Here is a 17,564-nt window from a genome sequence, read left to right on the forward strand (position 1 = left end):
GCCGGCCCCGGTTGGCGGGGCGGCACGCCAAGGGACTCCGGTGAGCCGGGCGCTCCAGCGCATGAGGTTCAAACGACGGCCGCTTCCTCGATTTCCAGGCATATCATCACTTTTTGTGTGCACATCAGCACACGGGGTAATGACTAGGTTGGGCTGATCCTGTCAGGCAAGGGCCCGATTCCGGAAGTCGCCCGCCCGGCGTGGCCGCCCGTTCCGCCCCGGCACGGGGCGCCGGGGCGCTCACCGCGGGGCGTCCGGACCGCCGTCGGGCCGCGGCCCGGACCCGGCCTCGAACTCCGGACGCGGATGCTCCGCCGCCCCCAGCGAGACCACCTCGCGGGAGAACAGCCCGCCCAGCACCCAGTCCATCAGCACCCGCACCCGGCGCTCCGCGCTCGGCAGGCGCCGCAGGTGCCGGGCGCGGTGCAGCCACCAGGCCCGCCGCCCGGTGATCCGGCGGCCGCGCCGGGTGTGGGCGACGGCCCGGCGCAGGCCCAGCGAGGTCGAGCAGGCGGCGTGGCCCGGCCGGTACTCGGCGAGGCCGGGGGCGTGCGGTCCGGCGTCCAGGGCGACCGCGATGTTCCGGGCGAGCAGCTCGGCCTGGGCGAAGGCGTGCTGGGCGTTGGGCGCGCAGGGCGCCCCGTCCGCGTCGGGGTCCGGTACGGCGGCGCAGTCCCCGGCCGCCCAGACCCCGGGCAGCGCGCGCCCGTCCGGGCCGACGGCTTGCAGGGTGGCGAGGCAGCGGACCCGGCCGAGGGTGTCCAGCGGCAGGTCGGTGTCGCGCAGCAGCGGGGCCGGCCTCACCCCGGCCGTCCAGACCAGGGTGCGGGCACCGAAGCGGCTGCCGTCGGACAGGGCGACGACCCGGTCCGCGGCGGACGCCAGGGTGGTGCGCAACCGGATGTCGACGCCGCGTTCGCGGAGCTGGCCGAGGGTGTGCTCGGCCAGCTCCGGCGACTCCTCGGCGAGGATCCGGTCGGTGGCCTCGACCAGGACCCAGCGCAGGTCCTCGGGGCGGACGTTGTGGTAGCCGCGCACCGCGGTCCGGGCCATGTCCTCCAGTTCGGCGAGCGCGCCGACGCCCGCGTACCCGGCGCCGACGAAGACGAAGGTGAGCGCGGCCTGGCGCAGGGCCGGGTCGCGGGTGGCGGAGGCGAGGTCGAGCTGTTCCAGGACGTGGTTGCGCAGGCCCACGGCCTCGCCGACGGTGGAGAAGCCGCGGCCGTGTTCGGCCAGACCGGGCACCGGCGCCGTCCGGGAGACCGAGCCGGGCGCCACCACCAGGACGTCGTAGGGGAGTTCGATCGGTGCGGCGGCCTCTCCGGGGCCCGCGGCGTCGGCGAAGGCGCGACGGGCGGCGTGTTCGATCCGGGTGATCCGGGCGGTCAGCACCCGGCAGTCCGGCAGGGCCCGGCGGAGCGGGACGACCACGTGCCGGGGGTCGATCGAGCCAGCCGCGACCTCGGCCAGCAGCGGGTGGTAGGTGAAGTAGGCCTGGGGCTCGACGACGGTGATCTCGGCCTCGCCGCGTCGCAGGCGTTCCCGCAGGCCGCGCTGGAGGTGCAGCGCGGTGGCCATCCCGGCACAGCCTCCGCCGGCGATCAGGATTCTGATGGTGCACCTCCTGCCGATTGGCGCTTCCTCCCGGCCCCGCGGCCGGGGGTGTCCCCCCTCGCGCCCCCCTATGAAGGACCGGCAGGGGCGGTCTTGTCCACAGTCCGTACCGCGCCGGATGTGACGGGAGTCGACGGGTGGGGCCAGTTGTGCTGCCCGGGCGACTTTCTGACGGACTTTCGGCCGCGAACGGGCGTGAACTATGGTCGGATTGTGTGCCGGAGCGGTTACCGCCATGACAATCGGCGGCGACGCACCGTGGAGCGGCCACTACGGCCAGTTCCAGCGTTGGCTCGAGAACCCGACTGCGGGACAGTCATCCGGGGAAGGGTAGTTCCCGGACAAGGCCCCGGACGGTGCCGACGCGCCGAGCCGGACGCGAGCCGGCCCGGAGGCACGAACCGTGGTCACGAAACGGGACGGGCGGCAACGAGCGATGGGTCATCAGGTCATTTCTGACGGGCTGAGCTGCACCGGGGGGTGCAGGGGCGGGCGACGACAGGGTCCGGGTTCGGGCGCCTGCGGGGGAGAGTTGGGATGATGGAGCAGGAGCAGGTGTTGGGGCGAACGGGAGCACCGCACGCCGGCCAGGGCATGGTGCCGGAACAGCGCGGCCCGGTGGACCTGCCGCCGGAGGTCGGGGCCGCCTATCCGGGCGTCCCCTACCGGGTGGAGCCGCCACCGGTCGTCGTGCACGTCCCCGGGGCCCGACTACGGGTGGACGCCCGGCGGAATCTGGAGAGCGTGCTGCGGGCCGCCCGCGAGGTGTTCGGCGAGTTCGGCTACGGCGCGCCGATGGAGGAGGTCGCGCGCCGGGCCGGGGTCGGCGTCGGGACGGTCTACCGGCGCTTCCCGAGCAAGGAGGTGCTGGTCCAGCGGATCGCCGCCGAGGAGGTGGCCTGGCTGACCGCGCAGGCGCGGGAGTCGCTGTACGGCGGCGGCGGGGCCTGGGAGTCGCTGGCCGGCTACCTGGCGCGGGCGGTCGGCACCGGCGCCGGGCGGCTGCTGCCGCCGGAGGCGTTCCGGTACGCGGAGGAACTGGGCCGGGTGCCGGAGCAGCGGGTGCCCGAGCCGGCCGCCGTCCGGTTCGACCTGCGCGGCGAGGACGCGCAGAACGGTGCGGCCGTCGAGCCGTCGGCGGCCGACGCCGATCCCCGGCTGCTGCTGCAGCTGCTGGCCGCCCTGGTCGCCAGGGCCGGCGCGGCCGGCGAACTGCGGCCGGGCGTCACGGTGTCGGACGTCGTGCTGGTGCTGACCGCCTCGGTGCCGGTGCACGCGGCCCGCACCGCGCCGACCACGGCCGGTTTCTCGGCCGGGGTCCAGCAGGCGGAGGGGCAGCCGACGGCCGGCCCCTCGGAGCGGCTGCTGGAGATCCTGCTGGACGGCCTGCGGGCACGCTGACGCGCCACCGCGGGCGCGGCCGCCGCAGCTGGCGGGGACGGGAGTTGGACGGGAGACCGGCGCGCGGACCAGTCACGCGCGCCGGGTGCGGGCGGTACACAACCACCCGCCCTGTGCTGGCCGAACACATCCGCGACGGCTCCTCGGAAGAGTGGGTCCCGGCCGGTCCGGCTACCGCCCATCTCTGCGCTATGCCATCCTTTGCCCGTGGTTGGAGCCAATGTCCCGATGCGCGCCCTTCGCGCGCCCTCGGCGCCGTACAGCGCGGAACCGTGCGCCCACGCGCTCCCGCGCGCCCTGCCACACTGCGGGGGCTGTCGTGGAATCTGGGGTCCGTTGTGAGCGCCGAGGAACAGAACGACTACGGGTACGGCCTCGACTTCGGCCCGTCCGGAGGCTTGACCGGGGGACTGGCCGACGGCTCGTCCGGCAGTACGTCCAGTACGTCCGAAGGCCCCGCCACGGCCTCCGGCGGCCCGGCCCAAGTACCCGGCGCCGCACCGGGTTCGGCCACCGGACCGACCGCCGGACACGTGCCCGACCAGGCGGGCATGCCCAGCCGCGAGTCCCTCTCCGCCTCCGCCGCCGCGCTGCCCCCCGGGCGGGTGCCCGGCCAGGCCCCGGCCGGCCGCGGCGGCGTCGCCCCCGAGGCGTTCGTCGGCGCCGGCCGCCCCGCCCGCCCCACCGTGCCCGCCCCCGCCGACCCGGTCGACGGCGAGCGCCCGGCCTCCGACGCCGAGTTGACCGCCCGGGTCCGGGCCGGCGACGACACCGCGTACGAGGAGATCTACCGCCGGCACGCCGACTCGGTGCGCCGCTACGCCCGCACCTGCTGCCGGGACAGCTTCACCGCCGAGGACCTCGCCGGCGAGGTCTTCGCCCGCACCCTGCAAGCCCTGAGGGCGGGTAAGGGCCCGGAGTTCGCCGTCCGCGCCTACCTGCTGACCGCCGTCCGCAACGTCGCCGCCGCCTGGACCCGCAGCGAGCGGCGCGAGCAACTCGTCGACGACTTCAGCGTGTTCGCCCAGACCTCGGCCGCCGTCGTCGACCTCGACCTGGCCGACCCCGGTGCCGATGCCTGGGCGATGGCCATGGCCGACCAGCGCATGGTCATGCAGGCCTACGCCGAACTGCCCGAGGACGACCGGATGGTGCTCTGGCACACCGAGGTCGAACGGGAGTCCCCGAAGACCGTCGCCGTGATGCTCGGCAAGACCGCCAACGCCACCGCCGTCCAGGCCCACCGGGCCCGCGACCGGCTCGCCGCCGCCTTCCTCCAGGCGCACGTCTCCGGCAGCCAGGACCGCACCTGCGAGGCGTACGCCAACCGGCTCGGCGCGTACGCGCGCGGATCGCTGCGCAAGCGCGCCTCGGCGGAGGTCGGACGGCACCTCCAGGAGTGCGACCGCTGCACGGCCGCCTGCCTCGAACTCACCGAGATCAACACCGGCCTGCGCGCGCTGCTGCCCGGCGGCGTGCTCGTCTGGATCGGGGTCGGCGGGTTCAGCGCCGCCGCGGCGGCCGTCGGCGGGGTCGCCGCGGTCGGCGGTGCGGCTGCGGGCACCGCGGCGGCCACCTCCGGAACCGCGGGTGCGGGTGCAGTTGGCGGAGCGGGTGCGGGCGCCGGTGCGGCCTCCGGCGGAGGCGGGGCCGGCGCCGGCGCCGCGGCCGGCGAGGGCCTGGGCACCGCCGCCAAGGCCGGGATCGCCGCCGCCGTCGCGGTGGCCGCGGCCGCCGTCGCCGCGTACGCGCTCACCGGCTCACCCGAGCCCAAGCCCCCCACGGCCGCGCCCCCCGCCGCCGGCGCCCCCGCCACCCCCCGGCCGCAGGCCCCCGCACCCGCACCGCCCGCGCCCGCCGACCCGGCGCCCAGCAGCGCCGCGGCCGCCCCGGTACCGTCCGAGCCGAGCCCGAACCCGAGCCCGAGCGCGACGCCGGTCACCCGGTCGACGCCTGCCCCGACAGCCGCCCCGGCAGCCGCCCAGACCACGACGAAGGCCGCGTCGCCGGTCACGCCGAGCTCGACGACGCCCAAGCGGACCCCCACGCCGCCGGCCCCGGCCGTCCCCGTCGTGCCGACGCCCAGCGTGCCGCCGCTGCCCACGCCCGAGCCGCCGGTCGTCCCCGTCGTCCCCACGCCCACCGTGCCGCCGCTGCCCACCCCGACGGTCGTCCCGCCCTCGCCGCCCGCGCCCGCCGACTTCTGGGCCGACTCACTGCCCGTGGTCAAGCCCGGCAACAACCGGGTGCCGCCGCCCGGCCCCAGCATCCGGCAGAAGGGCAGCGACTGGTTCTGGCAGCACGACAGCGCCTGGATCGGCGGCGAGCGCCACGGGCACGCCATCACCGTGCGCGCCCCGGCGACCACCCTGATCGACCTCAACCGCAGCTGCACGTCCTTCGACGCGGTCGCCGGGGTCGACGACGCCACGCTCTCGCCGGGCGGCGTGGTCTTCTCCGTCCAGGGCGGCGACGGCAGCACCCTGTGGCGCTCCTCCCCGCTCGCCGCAGGGGACGACGCGGCACCGGTGCATGTGTCGCTGGCCGGGCAGAAGTCGATCCGGCTGGTGGTCACCCCGGTGCACGGGATCTGGTCGGCGCTCAACGTGGCGGACTGGGCCGAGGCCCGCTTCAGGTGTTCCTGAAACGGGCCTCGGCGGGGGCTGTGCGGGGTGGGGCTGTGCGGGGTCAGATCGCGCAGGAGCCGTCCGCGCAGGCCTCCCCCGCCGGGGCGACCTGCACCGGCGCCGGGCGGGTCTCGCCGATCTCGGCGGCGACCTGCTCCAGCACCTTGCGGAAGGTCTCTTCGTCCTGGCCGCCCTGCACCGCCCACTTGCCCTCGAACACGAAGGTCGGCACGGCGGTGATGCCCAGCTCCCGGGCCTCGGCCAGCTGCGCGCTCACCTCGGTGGCGCCTTCGTCGCCCGCCAGGTAGGCGGTGACCCGCGCCCGGTCCAGGCCGGCCGCCACCGCGACGTCGGTCAGCGCGGCGCGGTCGCCGACGTCGACGCCGTCGGTGAAGTGCGCCTTCAGCAGCTCCTCCTTCAGCCGCCCCTGGACGGCCGCGCCGTACTCGGTCTCGGCGAGGTGCAGGAGGCGGTGGCCCAGGAAGGTGTTGGCGTGCAGCGCGGCGTCGAAGTCGTACGTGATGCCCTCGGCGCGGCCCAGCTCGGCCACCCGCGCGTCCATCGCCACCGACTGCGGGCCGTAGCGCTCGGCCAGCCACGCGCGGTGCGGGCTCGCCGTCGCCGGCGCGTCCGGGACCAGCTGGTACGGCCGGTAGACCACCTCGACGCCCTCCTTGCCGGCGAAGCCCTCCAGGGCCTGCTCGAAGCGGCGCTTACCGATGTAGCACCACGGGCAGGCGATGTCGGACCAGATCTCGACCTTCATGAGGGGACTCCAGGGGTGGGGCGGGGACGGGTGTCGGGATAGGTGAACGATGAACCATCTCGGTACATTCCCGGCACCCCGGTCAGCCTCCCTGGTCAGCGCCCCGAGCCGGGCTGGTCAGCGCACCGGCCCCGCCCCGGGTCAGCCCTCCGCAGGCGCCGGAACCACCAGCACCGGGCAGGCCGCGTGGTGCACCGCCGCCGAACTCACCGAACCCAGCAGCAGCCGCGCGAACCCCCCGTTCCCCCGCGTGCCGAGCACCAGCGTGTGCTGCCGGGTCGAGGCCTCCAGCAGCACCTCGATCACGTTCCCCAGCACCACGTGCAGCGACATCTCCCCCGCGTACGGCCGGGAACGCTGCCCCTGCACGGCCACCACCGCCCGGCGCAGCCCGTCCGCCATGCTCTCCACCAACGTCTCGACGCTCTCCTGCACCAGCTCCGCCATCCCCGGCGGATAGCCGGCCGGCGCCGGGTTCACCACGGCCAGCACGTACAGCGGCAGCCCGAACAGCTCCGCCTCGGTCATCGCCCGGTCCAACGCCCACAGCGACCCGTCCGACCCGTCGCACGCGGCCAGCACCCCCGGCGGGCGCCCCGTCGGCGGTCGCCCCAACACCGACAGCACGACGGGAACGGACTGCTCCGGGCTCACGCTGGCCACCACGGCTCTCCTCACCGACGGACTCGTTGCCCGCCATCATCACCTGCCCCGGCTCCCGGACCCCGCCGCCCGGCCGGGCGCGGCGGGCGCGGCGCGGGGGCGTGGGGCGCGCGGCGCGGGCGGCGGGGTCAGGAGGGACGGACGGGGCTGAGGGCCGGGGGTTGGGCCAGGGGAAGGCCGGTCCAGCAGGCTCCGTGGCGGCGGGCGCGGATGCGGCGGAGCCAGAGTTCGGTGGAGACCAGGTCGGCGAGGCCCGCCAGGGCGGCCGGGGAGAGGGGGGTGGCGGGGTCGGCGAGGCCGGCGCGGACGGCGGGGAGGTCGATGAGGCCGGCTTCGGCGAGGAGGGGTGCGTCGAAGAGTTCGGCGAGGCCGTCGGCGGCGAGGCGCAGGCCGGCCCGGGCGGGGGCGGTGCGGTCGGGGCGGGGGCCGCGGCCCCAGTCGGGGGGCAGGTCGGTACGGCCGGCGCCGGTGAGGACGGCGTGCAGGAGGGCGTGCCGGGCACCGGGCTGGAGGCGGACGTCGTCGGGGAGCAGGCGGGCGGCGCGGACCACCTGGTTGTCGAGGAACGGCGCGTGCAGCCGCTGGCCGGGCTGTTCGGCGGCGTGGACGAGGGTGCGGTAGGAGCGCGCGTGCCGGTAGAGGGCGTGCCGGGCGCGGTGTGCGCCCGGGCGTTCGTCGGGCGCCGGTCTGCGCGCCGCCAGTCGCAGCCGGAGGGCGACGGAGGAGAGCGCCTCGTCGGACAGCCAGCGGGCGGCCGGGCCGGGGACGCACCAGGCGAGGTCGCCGGCCGAACGGTCGCCCGCCGTGCGGCCGTTGCCCGGAAGATGGCGGGCCGTCAGCTTGGCGGCGGCGTCGTCCAGCGCCTCGGCGTACCGGACCCGGGAGAGCCGGTGGGCGGCCCGGACCACGGTGAGCGGGGTGCGCAGCGCGCCGGCCAGGACGCCGACGACGGCCCGGTCGGCACCGGCCAGCGCGGCGACCGGGGGCAGCAGTTCGCGCGGGCGGCCGGCCCGGATGAGGTCGGCGAGCCGGGCCGGGTGGCCGTCGAGGACCTGGCGGGCGCCGTAGCCGGTGAGGTGGTCGGTGCCGCCGACGTCGAAGCGGGCCTCGGCGCGGGCGGCGGCGACGAGTTCGGGCCCGGGCTCGTCGGTGAGCCGGCCGGGCGGTGCGTCGGCGTGCAGTCCGGCGTACGGGAGGGTGTCGGGGCCGGGGTGGAGCACGGTGTGCCGCAGCCGGGGGGTGTCGGGGGCGAGCGCGAGGGTGGTCGGGGGTTCGGTCTCGCCGAGCGTGACGGCGGCCAACTGTTCCGGGGCGGAGGGTTCTTGGGCGGCGACGCGGGTCCAGGAGCCCTTGACCGCGCCGTTCCTGGCCCCGGCACGGACGGCCGGCAGGCGCTCCGGGCCCGTGCTCGCGGGCACCGGCGGCAGCGGTACGGCGGCGGCGAGCAGGGCGACGGTGGCGGAGGCGGTGCCGTAGGAGAGGTCGACGCCGAGCCGGGCGCGGCCGGCCGAACCCGGCACGGTGGCGGGCGCGGTGGTGCGGACCCGGGAGCGGACGGACTCCAGCAGCGCGCGGGTGAGTTCGCGGACGGCGGGCGCCTCGTCGCGCGGCTGCTCCCGGACGGCGGGGTCGTCGTAGGCGGAGAGGTAGGGGTGGCCGCCGCGGATGGCGAGCACGTGGCCGGGGGGCACCCGCTGGACGCCCAGGTACGGGGTGCCGGTGCCGAGCGCCTCGGGCGATTCGGGGCAGGCGAGCCGGGCGGCGAGGTGGCCGGTGTCCAGCGGGGCGCCGACCAGGTCGGCGAGCGGGAGGGCGGCGGTGGCGTACGCGGTGCCGCCGGCCCAGGGGGTGTGGAAGACCGGCTGGGCGCCGGCCAGGTCGGTGAGCAGCAGGGTGGAGCGGGTGCCGGTGCGCAGGACGGCGGTGTAGCTGCCGGGCCAGGCGGTGAGGTGGCGGACGGCGCCGCCGCGGGCGGCGGCGAGGCCGGCGGCGAGTTCCGCGTCGGTGGCGCCGCAGTGGCCGAGGACGGCGAGGCGCAGGGTGGCGGGGGTGTCCTCGACGGGGTCGGGGGCGGTGGGGCCGGTGGTGACCGTGGCGGGGGCGCCGGGGCGGAGGGTGGCGAGGCGGATCTCCTCGGGGCGCCAGTCCCCGACGGCCCAGAGCGGGTTGGGTCCGGTCCACAGGGGGCGCGCGGCGATCGGTGCGACCGTACCGAGTGCCTCGTGCGCCGGTGCGCCCGCCCGGGGCGCGCCCGTGCTCCAGCCCGTCAGCCACCGCATCGCGCCTCCACCGGACGAGGACCTGCACCCGTACGGCGCGTCCGCCGCCGGGCGGCTCCTCGCCGGTCCGCGGTGTGCCGTGACGGCGGCCCCGGGTACCGGCGCGCCGTCAGGAGACATCGTGCCACCGGTTGGCGCTCCCGTGGCCCGTGTTGCCGGTTCCGGTTCCGCCGGTGACCCCGGCGCGGGGTGGTTCCGGCCCCGGCGGCGATCCCGGTGCGGGCAGCGGGTGTTGACGTGTTCGCGTGGTCCGCAGGGCGGGCCGGGCCTTCCCCTCCCCGGCCCGGACCGCCCGCCGCGCCGCCTTTGACATGGGCATCGCGAGATGGCCGAAAGGCGTCGCCCAGCCCGGGAGGGCATCCGCATGCCCTCCCGGACTCAGCCACCACCCGCGGGGATTGAGGCGGCGGCGTCCCCCGGCCCGCCGGGTCCTCGACGGCGGGCCGACCCACGACCACCAGCGAATCGCCGACCAGCCGGTCGAGCCAGGGGGCACGGCCGGGCGCACGTGAACACAGGACCGGAGCACGACGCTCCGGCGCGCGGCACCCTCGGCCCGATCCGAGTGGTCCGGACCAACCCCGGCGAGGAGCCGGCGCCGCACCGCCGGGTGCGCGATCCCGCCATCCGGAATGCGGCCTCTTAACCGTCGGAACGCGTCCGACTACTCTAGGTACAGCAGCTACGGCCCGGTGCCGCCCGGGCCCCGCGCACAAGGCCGCAGGAGGTGCCGCCGCCACCATGACCGTCAGCCCACGAGGACCGAACGAACGGCTCGGCACGCTCCTGACCCTCGCCCAGATCAGCAACGCCGGACTGGCCCGCCGGGTCAACGACCTGGGCGCCCAGCGCGGGCTGACCCTGCGGTACGACAAGACCTCGGTGGCCCGCTGGGTCAGCAAGGGCATGGTCCCGCAGGGGCCCGTCCCGCACCTGATCGCCACCGCGATCGGCGGCAAGCTCGGCCGCCCGGTGCCGCTGGAGGAGATCGGCCTCGGCGACACCGACCCGGCCCCCGAACTCGGCCTGGCCTTCCCGCGCGACGTCGCCGAGGCGGTCCGCTCCGCCACCGACCTGTGGCGGGTCGACCTCGACCTGCGCCGCGGCCCCGGCGGCGGCCGCTGGAGCGACAGCCTGGCCGGCACCTTCTCGGTCGCCGCCTACGCGACGCCGGTGTCCCGCTGGCTGATCACCCCGGCGGACGGTTCGGTCGCCCGGGAGGCGCCGCGCGCGCCCAGCGAGGCGTCCTCCTACCGGGTCGGCCACTCGGACGCCGCCAAGCTCCGCGAGGCCGCCCAGGAGGCCCGCCGCTGGGACTCCAAGTACGGCGGCGGGGACTGGCGTTCGTCGATGGTGCCGGAGTGCCTGCGGGTGGAGGCGGCCCCGCTGCTGCTGGCCTCGTACAGCGACACCGTCGGCCGGGCGCTGTTCGGCGCGACCGCCGAACTGACCAGGCTGGCCGGGTGGATGGCCTTCGACACCGGGCAGCACGAGGCCGCCCAGCGCTACTACATCCAGGCCCTGCGGCTCGCCCGGGCCGCCGCCGACGTACCGCTCGGCGGCTACGTGCTCGCCTCGATGAGCCTCCAGGCCGGCTACCGGGGCTTCGCCGAGGAGGCGGTGGACCTCGCCCAGGCCGCCCTGGAGCGCAACCGGGGCCTGGCCACCGCCCGGACGATGAGCTTCTTCCACCTGGTGGAGGCCCGGGCCCAGGCCAAGGCCCGCAACGCGGCGGCGTGCGCGACGGCACTCGGCGCGGCGGAGAGCGCACTCGAACGGGCCCGCGCCGGGGATCCCGATCCGGCGTGGATCGACTTCTACGCCTACGACCGGCTCGCCGCCGACGCCGCCGAGTGCTTCCGCGACCTCGGAGTGCCCTCCAAGGTCCGCCAGTTCACCCGCGAGGCACTGGCCAAGCCCACCGAGGGCTTCGTCCGCTCGCACGGCCTGCGACTGGTGGTCTCGGCGATGGCCGAGGCCGAGGCCGGCAACCTGGACGCCGCGGTCGCCGCCGGCGAGCGCGCCGTCGAGGTGGCCGGCCGGATCTCCTCCCAGCGCAGCCGGGAGTACGTGGTGGAGATGCTGCGCCGCCTGGAGCCCTTCCAGGGCGAGCGCCGCGTCCGGGAGCTGACCGAACGGGCCCGCGCGGTCCTGGTCGCCCCGGCGTGACCGGGGGCGAGCCCGGCGGTCATTGAGGTGCACCGGCGAGAGGGGCCCCGGGCACCCAGGCCCGACACCGCCGGCCGGCACCGTCGCCCGCCCCTCGGCGCCCTCGACCGGCCCCGCCCGGCGTGGCAGCATCGGCGGCGGGGGGAGCCGGGCGGACTGCGAGGAGCGGGCGGTGGCGTACGACTTCGACGTGCTGGTGGTGGGCGGCGGGATCGTCGGCCTCGCCACCGCGTACGCGCTGACCCGGGCCCGGCCGGGGCTGCGGCTCGCGGTGCTGGAGAAGGAGCCCGGCTTCGCCGCCCACCAGACCGGCCGCAACAGCGGGGTGATCCACAGCGGCGTCTACTACCGGCCGGGCTCGTACAAGGCCCGGTACGCGGTGGCGGGCGCCGCCGAGCTGGTGGCGTTCTGCCGCGAGCAGGGTGTCCCGTACGAGGTCACCGGCAAGCTGATCGTGGCCACGGGCCCGGAGGAGCTGCCCCGGCTGGCGGCGCTGGCCGAGCGCGGGCGGGCGAACGGCATCCCGGTCACCGAGGTGGACCGGGCCGGGATCGCCCGGTACGAGCCGCAGGTCACCGGGGTGGCGGGGCTGCACGTCGGCACGACCGGCGTCTGCGACTTCCCGGCCGTCGCCACCGCCTACGCCCGGCTGGCCCGGGAGGCGGGTGCGGAGCTCCGACTCGGCTGCGAGCTGCGGGCGGCGGCCCGGCGGGCGGACGGCGTGACGGTGCAGACCTCCACCGGGGAACTGCGCTGCCAGGTGCTGGTGAACTGCGCCGGGCTGCACAGCGACCGGATCGCCCGGCTGGCCGGGGACGAGCCCGGGGTGCGGATCGTGCCGTTCCGCGGCGAGTACTACGAACTGGCCGAAGGGCGACGGGACTTGGTGCGCGGCCTGGTCTACCCGGTGCCCGACCCGGCCTTCCCGTTCCTCGGCGTGCACCTCACCCGGGGCGTCCACGGGGACGTGCACGTCGGCCCGAACGCGGTGCCCGCGCTGGCCCGCGAGGGCTACGACTGGCGCACCGTGCGCCCGCGCGACCTGGCCGGGACGCTGGCCTTCCCCGGCACCTGGCGGATCGCCCGGCGGCACTGGCGGTACGAGGTGGGCGAGTTGCACCGCTCGCTGTCGAAGCGGGCGTTCACCGCCGCCGTGCGACGGCTGCTGCCCGCGGTCGCCCCCGAGGACCTGGTGCCGGCCGGCGCCGGGGTCCGGGCCCAGGCCGTGGCCCGGGACGGCTCACTGCTGGACGACTTCGCCTTCGCCGGTTTCGACCCGGCCGACCCGCGCTCCCCGCGCCGCGCGGTGCACGTGCTGAACGCCCCCTCCCCCGCCGCCACGGCCTCGCTGCCGATCGGCCGCGAGGTGGCCCGCCGGGCGCTGGCGGCGCTGGAGGCCGGCGGATGAGCCCGGTCACAGCACCTTCGGGAGGGGCCCGGAAGCCCCGTAGACTCGGGGAATTGTGACTGCCACCGCCCCCATCCCCCAGCCCTCGCCGTCCGCCCGGTTGTCCGCCGCACCGGCCGGCTACCCCGCGCCGATGTACCCGCACAAGGCCACCGACGCCCAGCACCGCGAGCGGCGCATCCGCAGCTTCCAGCCGCGCCGGGGCCGGATGACCAACGCCCAGGCGGGCGCCCTGGACCGGGGCTGGGAGGCCTACGGCATACCGATCGACGGCAGCCCGCTCGACCTGCGGGAGCTGTTCGGCGAGCTGCCGGTCACCCTGGAGATCGGCTTCGGCATGGGCGAGACCACGGCCACCATGGCCGCCGCCGACCCGGCCATGGGCATCCTCGCCGCCGACGTCCACACCCCCGGCCACGGCAACCTGCTCGGCCTGCTGGAGCGCGACGGCTCGCGGAACGTGCGGCCGGCCGCCGGCGACGCCGTGATCCTGCTGCGCGACATGCTGCCGGACGCCTCGCTGGCCGGCCTGCGGGTCTACTTCGCCGACCCGTGGCCCAAGCCCAAGCACCACAAGCGCCGGCTGGTCCAGCCGTCCTTCCTGGAGCTCGTGCTGCCCCGGCTCGCCCCCGGCGCCCTGGTGCACTGCGCGACCGACTGGGAGCCGTACGCGGAGCAGATGCTGGCCGTGCTGTCCGCCTCGCCGGAGCTGGAGAACCTGCACCCCGAGGGTGACGGCAGCGGCTGGCTGGAGCCCGCGGACCACCCGGACGGCAGCATCCCCGGCTACGCGCCGCGGCCGGACTGGCGCCCAGTCACCAAGTTCGAACGGGCCGGACTGGCCAAGGGGCACGTCGTCCACGACCTGCTGTTCCGCCGCCGCTGAGCCGCCGTCGGCCGTTCGAACAGGCCACCACGCGCTGACCGGGGGGCCGTTCCCCGGGCGGACGGTTCGTCCCGAGTCCTCCCGACGGGCGGGTGCGGTGGCCTACCCTGTGCCGCATGGGCAGCCCGGCCGGCGGCGGGTCCCGGGCCACCGTCCAGGCCGCCGCTGACGCACCGGAGACGGTCCCGCGCACCGGCGACACCCGGACCATCCCGGGGCCCCGGAGGCGCCGGGCCCACCGCCTCGCGCCCCGGGCCGGCGCCGCTTCACCGCCACCGGCCGGAGCCGCCGCACCGCCCCGGCGCGGCCGCTCGGTGGCGGTCTCCTCCGTCACCGCCACCGCCGTACTGACCCTGGCCGGCTGCGGGGTGCTGATCCTGCACCTGGTCCAGCGCCAGACCGGCACCGTCGGACTGCTGGTCGGCGTCGGCCTGGCGATGGTGCCGCTGCCGTTCGTGCTCGGCGCCCTGGCCTGGCTCAACCTGACCGCCCGGGTGCCGCTGCGGCACACCGTGTTCTGCCTCGGCTGGGGCGCCTGCGCGGCCACCACCGTCGCCATCGTGGCCAACAACTGGACCGCCAGCTACCTGACCTCGCACCAGGGCCCGCTCGGCGAACTGCTGGGCGCCGGCATCGCCACCCCGCTGATCGAGGAGACCGCCAAGGCCACCGCCCTGCTGGTGCTGCTGCTGCCGCTCGGCCAGCGGCTGCGCTGCCACGGCCGCCGCACCGGCCGCCCCTGCGCTCCGCTGCTGCACCGGCTGCCGGCCTCCCGGCTCCCCCGGACGTACGCCCGCCGCCCGGCCGGTCCGCACGCCCGGGGCCGGCTGCGGCTGCGCCCCTACCTGCGCCCGCTGCCGTACCTGCGCCCGGCCCCGCCCTCCGGCGGCGGCCCGCACCGCCGCTCCCGGCCCCGCACCCTGGCGGCCGGGGTGGTACTCGGCGGGATGACCGCCTGCGGCTTCGCCTTCACCGAGAACGCCCTCTACCTGGGCCGGGCGTTCACCACCGACCAGCGGCAGCGGCTGGACAGCATCGGCCTCGGCGATCCGCCCAGCCTGCGCGACTTCGACGGCACCGTGCAGACCTTCGTGCTGCGCGCCCTGCTCTCCCCCTTCGCGCACCCGCTGTTCACCGCGCTCACCGGGATCGGCCTGGCCGTCGCCCTGACCACCGGTCGGCGCTGGCTGGCCCGGCTGGCCGCGCCGACCGGGCTGCTGCTGGCGATGGCGCTGCACGGCACCTGGAACGCCGCCGCCGACCTCGGCACGGACGGCTTCCTGGTGGTGTACGGGGCGCTGATGGTGCCCTGCTTCGCCGCGCTGGTCTGCTTCGCGGCCTGGGCCAGGTCCCGGGCGGCCCGGCACGCCGCCCGGCGCGGCAGGCGCTCCGCCGGGGTGGTCTGAAGAACCGATTTCCCATCTCGGCGACTTCCCCGTATTGTTGTGTTTACCGACGCGGGGTGGAGCAGCTCGGTAGCTCGCTGGGCTCATAACCCAGAGGTCGCAGGTTCAAATCCTGTCCCCGCTACTCAGTAGCAACGAAAGGCCCGGAGGATTCGTCCTCCGGGCCTTTCGCGTTCCCCGGCACGGCGAAGGAACGTTCTGCCGCGAAGCCGCAACAGGACCTGACCCCCCGTCAGCGGAGACCTCCCGAACGACGGCGGCCCGGCCGTCGGCTGCCGGGCGGGCGGGCCGCCGATAAATCCGTTGCCCTCCGGCCGGTGGGCTGCCTATCGTGGCGGCACACTGAAGGGAGGTGATCCTGAATTGAGTTCCATCAGGATGCGTGAGGTGGCTGCTCGCTAGAGCCGCCCCTGCCTGCGCGGGGTGAGGCCTGAGGCCTCCGGCAGGCGAAATCCATAGCAGTCACCCGGCCCGCAGGCCCACCGGAACATCCCCGGTGCCTCGGCGCCAGGCCAGTGCACGGGCCGGCGCGGAGGAGCAGCCTGCGGGCTGTCTGCGTTCTCCGCCGCCCTCCGGCGTCTTCCGGCGTCTTCCGGCGTCTTCCGGCGTTCTTGGCCGTCACCCGCGCCCTGTCCGGGGCGCCCCCGGGTCGTTCCCGCGGTGGGGCCGCGGCGCTAGAGTCGGCGCGGGTTCCGGAGCGGAGCGGCGCGGGCACAGGGGGTAGGCGATGGCGAAGGCGCGACGGCGGAGCGGCACGACGGCCCTGCGGACGGCACGGTGGGCCGCGCCCGGGGCGCTGGCCGGGACGGGCCTGCTCGGGCTGCTGCTCTTCTCGCTCGGCCGGGAGCAGGCCTGGCAGGCTTTCGGCGGCGGGCTGGTGGTGGCCGGGGCCTCGACGGTGCTCGGCGGCGCGCTGGGCTTCCTGTTCGGAGTGCCCCGGGTGCGCAGCGGCAGCGGCGAACCGCAGGGCTCGTACGCCCCGAACACCAACCTGGAGCAGGTGTCCGACTGGCTGACCAAGGTGCTGCTGGGCGTCGGGCTGACCCAGCTCGGCTCGCTCGGCGAGCGGCTGCACCAGCTCGGCACCGCACTGGCCCCCGCGCTGGGCGGGGAGGACGCCGCGGTGCCGTTCGCGGCGGCACTGGTGCTGTACTTCGTGGTCTTCGGCTTCCTGGCCGGCTGGCTGGTGACCAGGCTCGCGCTGCCGCAGGTGCTGACCGACGCCGACCAGGCCCTGGACCTCTTCCTCGCCGGGCAGGACCGCGACCGGCGGGGCGACAAGGTGGGCGCCGACGACCTGCGGGTCCGGGCGATGCAGCAGCTCGGGCTGCTGGGGGGCAGCGCGGAGCAGTCGGCCGCGCTGGCCGCGCAGTTGCCGCCCGCCTCCTCGCCCTCGTCCGGGCCGGAGGGCGTGGTGGCCGAGGTCCGCTCGACCGCGCGCCGCTCGGCGCTGACCGCCGACCAGGTGCGGGCGCTGTACGCGGACGGCTCCGAGGGCCGCCGGATCCAGGCGCTCGCGCTGATGCAGGGCGACCCGTCGCTGGCCGACCTGCCGAGCCTGCTGGACGCGATCGAGCGCCCGCGCTCCGGCTTCGAGCAGTACCACGCGCTGCTGGCCGCCCGGGGGCTGCTCTCCCGGCTGCCCGGCGCCGAGGCGCAGCGGCTGCGGGACGCGGTGGCCGGGCAGCTGGTGCTGCCGGAGGGGATCCCGTACGGGTCGGACCGCAGCTGGCTGGCGGAGAAGATCCTGTCCCGACTGGAGGCGACGGCCTTCGTCCCGACGCAGCCGGCCCCACCCGCTCAGCCCGTCCAGCCCGTCCAGTCGGTTCCGTCGGCGGGCGACCACAGCTAGCTGCTGAACTCCTTGACGGTGAAGCGCAGTTCGGGCTGCTCCCAGGGCGTCTTGACCTGCGGCGGGCGGGTGCCCGTGCGCTCGGCGCCCATCTGGAGGTAGAAGCCCTCGGCGGGCGGGTGGGACACCACCTTGACCGAGGCGATCCCGACTGCCCGGGCGCGCTCCAGCATGTCCGCGATCAGCTTCCGCCCGATGCCGAGCCCCTGGGCCTCGTCGGCGACGAACATGAGGTCCAGTTCGGCCGGTTCGCGGATCAGGCCGTAGAAGCCGAGCAGTCGGTCGGTGGTCGGGTCCGAGGCCAGGAACACCTCGTGCCGGGCGACGTACTCGGGGGTGACCCGGTAGCCGTCGATCATCGCCGCGTAGTCGCCGCGGTAGGCGGTGGAGGCCTGGATCAGCTCAGTGAGCCGGTCGGCGTCGGCCGCCCCGGCGCGCCTGATGGTCGTCTCGCTCATGCGGGCGAGTATAGGGGTGCTGACCAGGAGAGACC

General features: G+C 76.5%; 12 protein-coding genes, 1 tRNA gene and 1 pseudogene (1 of these 14 only partly in view). 8 read left to right on the forward strand and 6 right to left on the reverse strand.

Annotated features, from left to right (window positions below; translation table 11 throughout):
- Positions 1 to 72: pseudogene (locus A6F73_RS15120) on the reverse strand (SpoIIE family protein phosphatase); its annotated part reaches 1,215 nt to the left of the window's first position; the annotation flags it as partial.
- Between the two features lie 168 nt (positions 73 to 240).
- Entirely contained in the window at positions 241 to 1,632 is a 1,392-nt protein-coding gene (locus tag A6F73_RS15125) for an FAD-dependent oxidoreductase (protein WP_347878563.1), read from the reverse strand.
- Between the two features lie 519 nt (positions 1,633 to 2,151).
- Here A6F73_RS15125 and A6F73_RS15130 point away from each other — a divergent pair.
- Both A6F73_RS15130 and A6F73_RS15135 read left to right on the forward strand, forming a co-directional pair.
- On the forward strand, positions 2,152 to 3,015 hold the full coding sequence (locus A6F73_RS15130; RefSeq protein ID WP_347878535.1) for a helix-turn-helix domain-containing protein: 864 nt from the start codon (positions 2,152 to 2,154) through the stop codon (positions 3,013 to 3,015).
- Between the two features lie 338 nt (positions 3,016 to 3,353).
- On the forward strand, positions 3,354 to 5,660 hold the full coding sequence (locus A6F73_RS15135; RefSeq protein ID WP_347878536.1) for a sigma-70 family RNA polymerase sigma factor: 2,307 nt from the start codon (positions 3,354 to 3,356) through the stop codon (positions 5,658 to 5,660).
- Positions 5,661 to 5,703: 43 nt separating this feature from the next.
- Here A6F73_RS15135 and A6F73_RS15140 read toward each other — a convergent pair whose 3' ends face one another.
- From A6F73_RS15140 to A6F73_RS15150, 3 genes are all read right to left on the reverse strand, one after another.
- Positions 5,704 to 6,408, reverse strand: a complete 705-nt coding sequence (locus A6F73_RS15140) for a DsbA family oxidoreductase (RefSeq protein WP_079135703.1) — start codon at positions 6,406 to 6,408, stop codon at positions 5,704 to 5,706.
- 141 nt (positions 6,409 to 6,549) lie between these two features.
- Positions 6,550 to 7,071 carry a universal stress protein gene (locus A6F73_RS15145; protein WP_159398461.1) on the reverse strand — a complete coding sequence of 174 codons (522 nt, stop codon included), beginning with the start codon at positions 7,069 to 7,071 and terminating at the stop codon, positions 6,550 to 6,552.
- A gap of 128 nt (positions 7,072 to 7,199) precedes the next feature.
- Positions 7,200 to 9,350: an asparagine synthase-related protein gene (locus tag A6F73_RS15150; RefSeq protein ID WP_063348293.1), complete on the reverse strand. Its 2,151-nt coding sequence runs from the start codon at positions 9,348 to 9,350 to the stop codon at positions 7,200 to 7,202.
- Between the two features lie 741 nt (positions 9,351 to 10,091).
- Here A6F73_RS15150 and A6F73_RS15155 point away from each other — a divergent pair.
- The 6 genes from A6F73_RS15155 (at position 10,092) to A6F73_RS15180 (ending at position 17,071) form a co-directional block, all read left to right on the forward strand.
- On the forward strand, positions 10,092 to 11,519 hold the full coding sequence (locus tag A6F73_RS15155) for a hypothetical protein (protein WP_063348294.1): 1,428 nt from the start codon (positions 10,092 to 10,094) through the stop codon (positions 11,517 to 11,519).
- 172 nt (positions 11,520 to 11,691) lie between these two features.
- Positions 11,692 to 12,927 carry an L-2-hydroxyglutarate oxidase gene (gene lhgO / locus A6F73_RS15160; RefSeq protein ID WP_063348295.1) on the forward strand — a complete coding sequence of 412 codons (1,236 nt, stop codon included), beginning with the start codon at positions 11,692 to 11,694 and terminating at the stop codon, positions 12,925 to 12,927.
- Positions 12,928 to 12,982: 55 nt separating this feature from the next.
- The gene (trmB, locus tag A6F73_RS15165) at positions 12,983 to 13,813 is read left to right on the forward strand and encodes a tRNA (guanosine(46)-N7)-methyltransferase TrmB (protein ID WP_208869083.1); all 831 of its coding nucleotides are present in this window, start codon (positions 12,983 to 12,985) and stop codon (positions 13,811 to 13,813) included.
- A gap of 116 nt (positions 13,814 to 13,929) precedes the next feature.
- Positions 13,930 to 15,219, forward strand: coding sequence for a PrsW family intramembrane metalloprotease (locus A6F73_RS15170; protein ID WP_063348296.1), 1,290 nt, complete (start codon positions 13,930 to 13,932; stop codon positions 15,217 to 15,219).
- Positions 15,220 to 15,269: 50 nt separating this feature from the next.
- Positions 15,270 to 15,343 (forward strand) — tRNA-Met (locus tag A6F73_RS15175).
- Positions 15,344 to 15,946: 603 nt separating this feature from the next.
- Positions 15,947 to 17,071: a hypothetical protein gene (locus A6F73_RS15180; RefSeq protein WP_063348297.1), complete on the forward strand. Its 1,125-nt coding sequence runs from the start codon at positions 15,947 to 15,949 to the stop codon at positions 17,069 to 17,071.
- Here A6F73_RS15180 and A6F73_RS15185 read toward each other — a convergent pair.
- Positions 17,068 to 17,529, reverse strand: a complete 462-nt coding sequence (locus A6F73_RS15185; RefSeq protein WP_063348298.1) for a GNAT family N-acetyltransferase — start codon at positions 17,527 to 17,529, stop codon at positions 17,068 to 17,070. The genes A6F73_RS15180 and A6F73_RS15185 overlap by 4 nt on opposite strands.
- Positions 17,530 to 17,564 lie beyond the last annotated feature (35 nt).

The sequence above is a fragment of the Streptomyces sp. MJM8645 genome (assembly GCF_001625365.1).
Classification (GTDB): domain Bacteria; phylum Actinomycetota; class Actinomycetes; order Streptomycetales; family Streptomycetaceae; genus Kitasatospora.

What these genes read in the sequence shown, in the direction of transcription:
- A6F73_RS15130 (WP_347878535.1), top strand. Translation starts at nt 2,152, where the DNA reads ATGATGGAGCAGGAGCAGGTGTTGGGGCGAACGGGAGCACCGCACGCC.
- A6F73_RS15140 (WP_079135703.1), bottom strand. Translation starts at nt 6,408, where the DNA reads ATGAAGGTCGAGATCTGGTCCGACATCGCCTGCCCGTGGTGCTACATC.
- A6F73_RS15150 (WP_063348293.1), bottom strand. Translation starts at nt 9,350, where the DNA reads ATGCGGTGGCTGACGGGCTGGAGCACGGGCGCGCCCCGGGCGGGCGCA.
- A6F73_RS15155 (WP_063348294.1), top strand. Translation starts at nt 10,092, where the DNA reads ATGACCGTCAGCCCACGAGGACCGAACGAACGGCTCGGCACGCTCCTG.
- A6F73_RS15170 (WP_063348296.1), top strand. Translation starts at nt 13,930, where the DNA reads ATGGGCAGCCCGGCCGGCGGCGGGTCCCGGGCCACCGTCCAGGCCGCC.
- A6F73_RS15180 (WP_063348297.1), top strand. Translation starts at nt 15,947, where the DNA reads ATGGCGAAGGCGCGACGGCGGAGCGGCACGACGGCCCTGCGGACGGCA.
- A6F73_RS15185 (WP_063348298.1), bottom strand. Translation starts at nt 17,529, where the DNA reads ATGAGCGAGACGACCATCAGGCGCGCCGGGGCGGCCGACGCCGACCGG.